The sequence below is a fragment of the Devosia insulae DS-56 genome (assembly GCF_000970465.2).
Taxonomy (GTDB): domain Bacteria; phylum Pseudomonadota; class Alphaproteobacteria; order Rhizobiales; family Devosiaceae; genus Devosia_A; species Devosia_A insulae.
This window is the reverse complement of record NZ_LAJE02000339.1, coordinates 26,011-32,659: the sequence shown is the minus strand read 5'-3', so window position 1 is coordinate 32,659 and position 6,649 is coordinate 26,011. Positions and strand designations below refer to the sequence as shown.

Sequence of the window (6,649 nt, the reverse complement as noted above, 5' to 3'; positions counted from 1 at the left end):
CCCTCCCCCTTGTGGGGAGGGCAGCAAAGCTGGTGAGCGTAGCGAACTAGCGTCGCTGGGGTGGGGGTACCCCACGCACCAGCGCGAGCAACCCACCACCGTCTTGCTGCTGTGACGCCCGTTCACTACGGTGTCGCCCAGTGGCGGAGGACAGGGCATGGCGGCTGAGTGCAAGGTGATCCGGGGCGGCGAGGGCTTCCACGGCAAGCAGGGGCTCGACTATTTCGCCGGGGTTTCGGCGCAGTCGGCTGGCGCCAAGGGCATCTGCATGCACATGGCGGTGATCCCGCCCGGCGCCGAGGCCAAGCCGCATTATCACGAGGCGCACGAGACAGCGATCTTCCAGATCGAGGGCTCGACCTCGTTCCGGCACGGGCCGAACCTCGAGTTCACCGATGTCGTCAACGAAGGCGACTATGTCTACATCCCCGCCGGCGTGCCGCATCAGCCGTTCAACCCGACCAACAGAATGGCGCGGGCCATCATCGCCCGAACCGACCCCAACGAGCAGGAAAGCGTGGTGCTGATCTAGCTCGCGCTGTTTGCAACTTCTCCTGATCCCGCACGGCTTGTTTGCCGTGCCATCGAACCGGAAAAGTCCCACGGCTTTTCCTGATCACGCTCCGGAAGCTCCACGATGCAGAAACTCCTCGTCCTCCAATCCCTCTGGACCATGATCGGGCTCAAGGGGGCGCCGCGCGAGCGCTCGCTCGAGGCCAATATCGAGATCATCGCCAATGCCGGGTTCGATGGCTTCGGCACCCAGTGGATCGATGCCGAGATGGCGCAGCGGGCCGGCCGGCTGGCGAAGTCCGCCGGATTGGTGGTCGAGGGCCTCTGCTTTCCGACCGATATCGACAGCCTCCTTCCGGCGCTCGAATGGGGCGCGGCCTATGGCGTGCACCACATCAACATCCAGCCCAACCTCCGGCCGCGCACGCTGGCCGAGGCGCTGCGGGTCGCCGAGGGCTGGCTGAGGCTCGCCGAGCAGGTGCCGTTCCCGGTGCATGTCGAGACGCACCGCGATCGAATGACCAACGACCTGCATTTCACCCTCGACCTGATCGGCGCCCTGCCTGAGCTGAAACTGACCGGCGACCTCTCGCACTACGTGGTCGGCCGCGAGATCGCCTTGCCGGTGCCCGAGGAAATCGAGGCGCAGATGACGACGATCCTCGAGCACTGCTGGGCCTATCACGGCCGGGTCGCCAGCAGCGAGCAGGTGCAGTTGCCGCTGTCGTTCCCCCAGCACGCGCCGTGGCTCGAGCAGTTCAGCACCTGGTGGCGGAACGGCTTTGCCGACTGGAAGAACCGGGCCGGGCCGGATGCAGAACTCAGCTTCCTCTGCGAGCTCGGGCCGCAGCCCTACGCCATCGCCGGAGCCGACGGCACCGACCTCACCGACCGCTGGGTGGAGTCGCTGCAGCTGCGCGACCTGGCGCGGGCGGCCTGGGGCCGAACGATAAATTGATCGACAGCCAGCTTGCCTGAGCCATAATGGTGCGCAAGCTGAAGCAGTAGAACGTTCTGGTGGGCGGCCTTTCAGGGGGCGGGTTCCGTGCAGGCAAAGACGATCGGCAATAACGGCCCGTCGCGGCGGGCCTTTCTCTTGGGCGCGGCGAGTTTCGGCGGGCTGGCGCTGAGCGGCTGCTCGGCGATGGTCGGCAACCGGCAGATCACCGTCCCCAACCTGCTGCCGGCCATCATCTCGCCCTACTACCTGCAAATCTACGGTGCGATGCCGGAGGAGCGGTTCCCCGTTCCGGCCGTCGATCTCAACAAGGTCGACCAGCGTTACCTGAGGACCGAGGTGGACGATCCCACTGGCGAGAAGCCAGGCACCATCGTGGTCGAGACCTCGGCGCGCTTTCTCTACCTGGTGCAGGATAACGGCACCGCCATTCGCTATGGCGTCGGCATCGGGCGCGACGGCTTCACCTGGTCGGGGCGCGGCAGTATCGGGCGCAAGGCGCAATGGCCGACCTGGTATCCGCCGGCTTCGATGATGCAACGGCAGCCCGAGACGCGCGAATTCGCCGGCGGCATGCCCGGCGGGATGAACAATCCGCTGGGCGCACGGGCGATGTACATCTACCGCAACGGCGTCGACACCATCTACCGCATTCACGGCACGCGCGAATACTGGAGCATCGGCAAGGCGGTGTCGTCGGGCTGCGTGCGGCTGATCAACCAGGACGTGATCGATCTCTACTCGCGCGTGTCGGTGGGGACCCCGATCATCGTGCGCGGCTGATCAGTTCGCCTTGCGGGTCATCGTCGCCTTGGGCACCGGGCAGTTCATCTTGCCGGTGAAGGGGTCGAGGGTACAGGTCGGCCAGATGTGGCAGTTCATTTTGCCGGTGAACGGGTCGAGCGTGCAGTTGGGTGGAATGCTGTCGCCATTGTTGCGCTCGGCAAAGGCGGGCGCGGCGCCAAGGGCGGTGATGAGAACGGCGGAAAGCAGAGCAATGCGGAGCATGGTCTTGGTCCTCTCGGCTGGTTCTATGCTTGCCAACCTGCGCCAGGGCGACTGAACCGGTGGTGAGGAGTGTGTTCAGAAAACCGGCGGCGCGGGTGCGATGCCTCGCCCCCGCGCCTGCCGGTCGGTCGCTTACCAGTTGAAGCAGACCATGGTCTTGGTGAAGGGGTCGAGGATGCAGTTGCGCGGGATGCCCTCGCCGCGCTTGGCCGCAAAAGACGGCGACGCGCCGAGAACGGCAACGAGAACGAGGGTGAGCGTAGCGATACGGAACATGTGTTGTTTCCTTGGTTTCTGATGCGGCCGAAGCTCGCCTGCGGCCGCTGAACGCCCGCTGAGGCGTGCGTTCAGGGAACCAAAACCGTGGGGATGCACTTGTTCGATCGCCATCGGAGGGAGATGCGATGAGTGCCGACGTGAGACGAACGCCCAAGGTGGCGCGAGTGGATCAACTGATGGACGAGAACGGCCAGCCGATCTCGTTGCCGGAGAACTCCACACTGGCCGTGACCCGCGATGTCGAGGAGACGATCGGCGGCACCGGGCCGACCAACTGGTGGAAACGTGGGCTGATCGCGGTGGGGATCGTGGTGGTGATCCTGCTCGGCTTCCAGCTGCTCGCCGGCAACACCCGATCGCCGGTGACCGCGCCCGCCACGACCACGGCGCAATAGAAAAGGCCCGGGACACGCCCCGGGCCTTCTCCTCAATTCTGCCAACCCCACCGCCGTCGGTGGGTCTCAGCCTCAGCCCTGGATGGGCGAGAGCTGGATTTCGACGCGGCGGTTCTGCGCACGGCCCGACTCGGTGCCGTTGGAGGCGATCGGATCCTCTTCGCCCTTGCCGGTGATGTAGAAGCGGCGCTGGTCGACGCCCTGGCTGGCGAGAATGGTCGCCACGGCCGTGGCGCGCTTCTGGCTCAGCTCCAGGTTGTAGCTGTCCGACCCTTGCGAGTCGGTGTGGCCGTAGACGTCGATCACCGTTTTGTTGAACTTCTTCAGCACCAGGCCGACCGAAATCAGGGTCTCGCTGAACTTGGGCTGCACCGTCGCCGAGTCGGTGGAGAAAGTGATGTTGGACGGCATGTTGAGGATGATCTGCTGGCCGACGCGGGTCACCGAAACGCCGGTGCCCTGCAACTGGGCGCGCAGCTCGGCTTCCTGCTGGTCCATGTAGTTACCGATCATACCACCGGTGAGGCCGCCGACGCCGGCGCCGATCAGTGCCGCGACACGCGGGTCAGCGCCCGTGGCTGCACCGATGATGCCGCCGACCACCGCGCCGCCGCCCGCACCAAGCAACGCGCCGCCGCTGGTGTTCGAGAGCTGGCTCTGGCCGGTATAGGGATTGACCGAAGTACAGGCGCTCAGCGACAGAGCCGCGAGCCCGGCGATCAGAATCTTGGATTTCATTGACGTCCCCCGTAGGTGTGGCGCACGTTCTCGCCACCGATTGCGGCAGCAAGGTGTTCGCCTCGCCGCCTTTGCCCGCGGCGAGGGTAGATCAGTATCGCCCGCTGTTGAAGCGGTGGTTTGCCGCCGATCAGCCGTGCGCCCAGCCGCCATCGACGATGAAATCCTGAGCCGAGATCATCTTCGAGTCATCGGCCGCGAGGAACAGCACCATGCGGGCGATATCCTCTGGGTAAAGCCGGCCCTTCAGCGCCTGCTGCTGATCGAGCGACGCCATCGCCTCGGGGGTGGCCCAAAGCGAGAGCTGACGCTCGGTCATGATCCAGCCCGGCACCAGCGTGTTCACGCGCACGCCGTGCTGGCCATACTCCTTGGCCATCGAGCGCGACATGCCGTGCATGGCGGCCTTGGCGGCGGTGTAGACGGTGAGCTGTGCCGAGAGCGTCATCCAGCTGACCGAGCCGAAATTGATGATCGAACCGCGGTTGGCGGCAACCATGCCCGGCGCCACCGCCTGTGCAGCGAAGAAGGCGTGCTTCAGGTTGACCGCGATGCGCTTGTCCCAATCCTCGGGGCTGACCTCGGCGATATCGTGCCGGTGGTCGTTCGCCGCGTTGTTGACCAGCGCCAGGGTCGGGCCATGTGCCGCCTCGAAACCCTTGATGGCCGCCTGGTAGGCAGCAATGTCGGTGACGTCGCAGCGGGTGAAGCTCACCGTGCCGCCGGCTGCGCTCAGCTCGGCCGCCAGCTTGTCGCCCGCCTCGCCAGAGATATCGACGAAGCCGACTTTGCTGCCCTGCGCCGCGAAGGCGCGGACCATGCCCTCGCCGATGCCCGAAGCGCCGCCCGAGATGATGACAGGCATGCCCTTCAGACTGGGATAGATTGCGTATTCAGACACGGAAAGCCCCCGGGAAACAGTATTGGCGGGGGATTTAGCGCGCGGTTACGCGCGCGACAAGGCGCGATCCGTACGCCGGAGCGTTTCACCGTTTCGATGAAACGGCGATACGCACCAGATCCTCGATTTGTCGCGCTTTCGAACCGGAAAAGTCTGCAACTTTTCCTGAAAACGCTCCGGGTTACGCCAACTCACGATTTGTCACCCGAACGACATATCGGCTGGCTAGGGAGGCGCTCCCCCTCCCCTGTTCCGAAGCTACCGCCATGTCCCTCGATCTTGTCAAACCCGCCCAGATTGCCTTGCTGCAGGGGCCGCCGCAGGCCGAGCGCGACCGGCTGGACGCGCTGCAGCGAACCGAGGCCAACCACGCCGAAGCGCTTGCCGGTCTCGCCTGCCTGCAGCGCGTCGAAGCACCGGTCGCCGAACACGGCGAGGTGCTGGCGTTCCCGCTGAGCGTCGCCGCCTGGAACCTCGAGCGCTGCTATAATGTCGAGAAATCAGCCGCGGTGCTGAGACGCGAAGCCGCGGAACTGGTGCTGCTGTCGGAAGTCGACAACGGCATGGCGCGCACCGGGCAACGGCACACCTCGCGCGACGTCGCGGCCGAGCTCGGCATGAACTATGCCTTCGGGGTCGAATTCCTCGAACTGGAGCTGGGCGCCGAGGTCGAACTCGAGTTCTGCAAGGACGATTTCAACCGGCACGGCTTTCACGGCAACGCCCTGCTGTCAAAGGCGGCCCTGCAGGCGCCGGTGATGATCCGGCTCGAGCCGCATGGACACTGGTTCACACCGGAAAGCCCGGCCCGCCGGGTGGGTACGCGGTGCGCCATCGCGACAGCGGTGCAGACCACCGAGGGGCCGCTCTATGCCGTGTCGGTGCATCTCGAGAACCGCGGCGACGCCGGATATCGCGAAGCACAGGTGAAGCGCCTCATCGACGCGATCGACGAACTCGCCGGCAACACGCCCGTCATCATCGGTGGCGACCTCAATACCGGGCTCGCCGATGGCGGCGATTTCGAGAAAGAAACGCTGTTTGCCCACGCCTATGGCCGCGGCTTCGAGCGGCATGGCGGGCCCATCGGTCAGACGACGACCCGCCCAAGCCGGGTCAGCCGCAGCCCGCGCGGCACCTGGAAGCTCGACTGGTTCCTGACGCGTGGGCTGATGGTGGAGGAGAGCCGGATCGTGCCGTCGCTGGCCGATGACGGCGAAGTGCTGTCGGACCACGATCTGGTGGTGGCGAAGCTCGGTGGGTTCAGGGGCTGAGTGGACCTCGGTCCCCAGCCACGGTCAATCGATGACCGCGATGGCGTCGACCTCGATCAGGTAGCCGGGTGACAGCGTTGCGACGCCGAGGAGCGTGTCCGCCGGCTTGTGATCTCCGAACAGCGCAACCCGCGCCGTCTCGATGATCGGCAGGCAGGCGTCGCGGTCGTAGTTGACGACATAGATGTTGATCCTCGTGACCTGATCGGTCCGGGCCCCGGCTGCAACGAGGGCACGGCCGAGATTGTCGAAAACCTGCCGAGCCTGGGTCGCGAGATCACCTTGGCCAACCAGCTTGCCATGGAGATCTTCAGGCTCCTGCCCCGCGATGAACACCAGCTTGCTCCCGGTGGCGACAACCACCTGGGTGTAGGTCTGGGGAACCGGGAGATCGCTGGGGTTGATGAGTTGAAGCGCCATGGTTCAGCTATCCGGTAAGGGGAGGATGGGTTGGTGCCGAAGCAGGATATGGTGGTGGCGCGCGGCGGCGATCAGCAGCAACAGCGACCGGCCGACAACCACCGGCCGTCACCCCGGCGAAAGCCGGGGCCCAGTGCTCAGGCCCATCCACCCGCACAACCGT

Annotated in this window: 10 protein-coding genes; 5 read left to right on the top strand and 5 right to left on the bottom strand. The window is 65.5% G+C overall.

What is annotated here, in order from left to right; genetic code table 11:
- Positions 1–157: 157 nt before the first annotated feature.
- From VW23_RS22220 to VW23_RS22210, 3 genes are all read left to right on the top strand, one after another.
- Positions 158–532, top strand: a complete 375-nt coding sequence (locus VW23_RS22220) for a cupin domain-containing protein (protein ID WP_069911682.1) — start codon at positions 158–160, stop codon at positions 530–532.
- Between the two features lie 105 nt (positions 533–637).
- The gene (locus VW23_RS22215; RefSeq protein WP_069911681.1) at positions 638–1,471 is read left to right on the top strand and encodes a sugar phosphate isomerase/epimerase family protein; all 834 of its coding nucleotides are present in this window, start codon (positions 638–640) and stop codon (positions 1,469–1,471) included.
- A gap of 87 nt (positions 1,472–1,558) precedes the next feature.
- Positions 1,559–2,254, top strand: a complete 696-nt coding sequence (locus VW23_RS22210; RefSeq protein WP_244513700.1) for a L,D-transpeptidase — start codon at positions 1,559–1,561, stop codon at positions 2,252–2,254.
- Here the strand turns inward: VW23_RS22210 and VW23_RS22205 are convergent, their stop codons facing one another.
- Both VW23_RS22205 and VW23_RS29130 read right to left on the bottom strand, forming a co-directional pair.
- The gene (locus VW23_RS22205) at positions 2,255–2,479 is read right to left on the bottom strand and encodes a hypothetical protein (RefSeq protein WP_069911680.1); all 225 of its coding nucleotides are present in this window, start codon (positions 2,477–2,479) and stop codon (positions 2,255–2,257) included.
- Positions 2,480–2,611: 132 nt separating this feature from the next.
- The gene (locus tag VW23_RS29130; RefSeq protein WP_176730460.1) at positions 2,612–2,755 is read right to left on the bottom strand and encodes a hypothetical protein; all 144 of its coding nucleotides are present in this window, start codon (positions 2,753–2,755) and stop codon (positions 2,612–2,614) included.
- Between the two features lie 128 nt (positions 2,756–2,883).
- On the opposite strand from VW23_RS29130, the gene VW23_RS22200 reads away from it, so the two are divergent.
- A complete protein-coding gene (locus VW23_RS22200; protein ID WP_141728448.1) occupies positions 2,884–3,153 on the top strand; it encodes a hypothetical protein in 270 nt (89 codons plus the stop codon).
- 72 nt (positions 3,154–3,225) lie between these two features.
- Here the strand turns inward: VW23_RS22200 and VW23_RS22195 are convergent, their stop codons facing one another.
- Positions 3,226–3,891, bottom strand: coding sequence for a YiaD family glycine zipper/OmpA-like lipoprotein (locus tag VW23_RS22195; RefSeq protein WP_069911678.1), 666 nt, complete (start codon positions 3,889–3,891; stop codon positions 3,226–3,228).
- 130 nt (positions 3,892–4,021) lie between these two features.
- Positions 4,022–4,792 (bottom strand): SDR family NAD(P)-dependent oxidoreductase, encoded by a 771-nt coding sequence (locus VW23_RS22190; protein WP_244513699.1) that lies wholly within the window; start codon positions 4,790–4,792, stop codon positions 4,022–4,024.
- 266 nt (positions 4,793–5,058) lie between these two features.
- Between VW23_RS22190 and VW23_RS22185 the strand changes: the two genes are divergently transcribed.
- Positions 5,059–6,066, top strand: a complete 1,008-nt coding sequence (locus tag VW23_RS22185) for an endonuclease/exonuclease/phosphatase family protein (protein WP_069911676.1) — start codon at positions 5,059–5,061, stop codon at positions 6,064–6,066.
- A 24-nt stretch (positions 6,067–6,090) separates the two neighbouring features.
- Here VW23_RS22185 and VW23_RS22180 read toward each other — a convergent pair whose 3' ends face one another.
- Complete coding sequence (locus VW23_RS22180) at positions 6,091–6,486, bottom strand: RidA family protein (RefSeq protein WP_069911675.1); 396 nt, start codon at positions 6,484–6,486, stop codon at positions 6,091–6,093.
- Positions 6,487–6,649: the final 163 nt, after the last annotated feature.

What these genes read in the sequence shown, in the direction of transcription:
- VW23_RS22220 (WP_069911682.1), top strand. Translation starts at nt 158, where the DNA reads ATGGCGGCTGAGTGCAAGGTGATCCGGGGCGGCGAGGGCTTCCACGGC.
- VW23_RS22215 (WP_069911681.1), top strand. Translation starts at nt 638, where the DNA reads ATGCAGAAACTCCTCGTCCTCCAATCCCTCTGGACCATGATCGGGCTC.
- VW23_RS22205 (WP_069911680.1), bottom strand. Translation starts at nt 2,479, where the DNA reads ATGCTCCGCATTGCTCTGCTTTCCGCCGTTCTCATCACCGCCCTTGGC.
- VW23_RS29130 (WP_176730460.1), bottom strand. Translation starts at nt 2,755, where the DNA reads ATGTTCCGTATCGCTACGCTCACCCTCGTTCTCGTTGCCGTTCTCGGC.
- VW23_RS22200 (WP_141728448.1), top strand. Translation starts at nt 2,884, where the DNA reads ATGAGTGCCGACGTGAGACGAACGCCCAAGGTGGCGCGAGTGGATCAA.
- VW23_RS22195 (WP_069911678.1), bottom strand. Translation starts at nt 3,891, where the DNA reads ATGAAATCCAAGATTCTGATCGCCGGGCTCGCGGCTCTGTCGCTGAGC.
- VW23_RS22185 (WP_069911676.1), top strand. Translation starts at nt 5,059, where the DNA reads ATGTCCCTCGATCTTGTCAAACCCGCCCAGATTGCCTTGCTGCAGGGG.
- VW23_RS22180 (WP_069911675.1), bottom strand. Translation starts at nt 6,486, where the DNA reads ATGGCGCTTCAACTCATCAACCCCAGCGATCTCCCGGTTCCCCAGACC.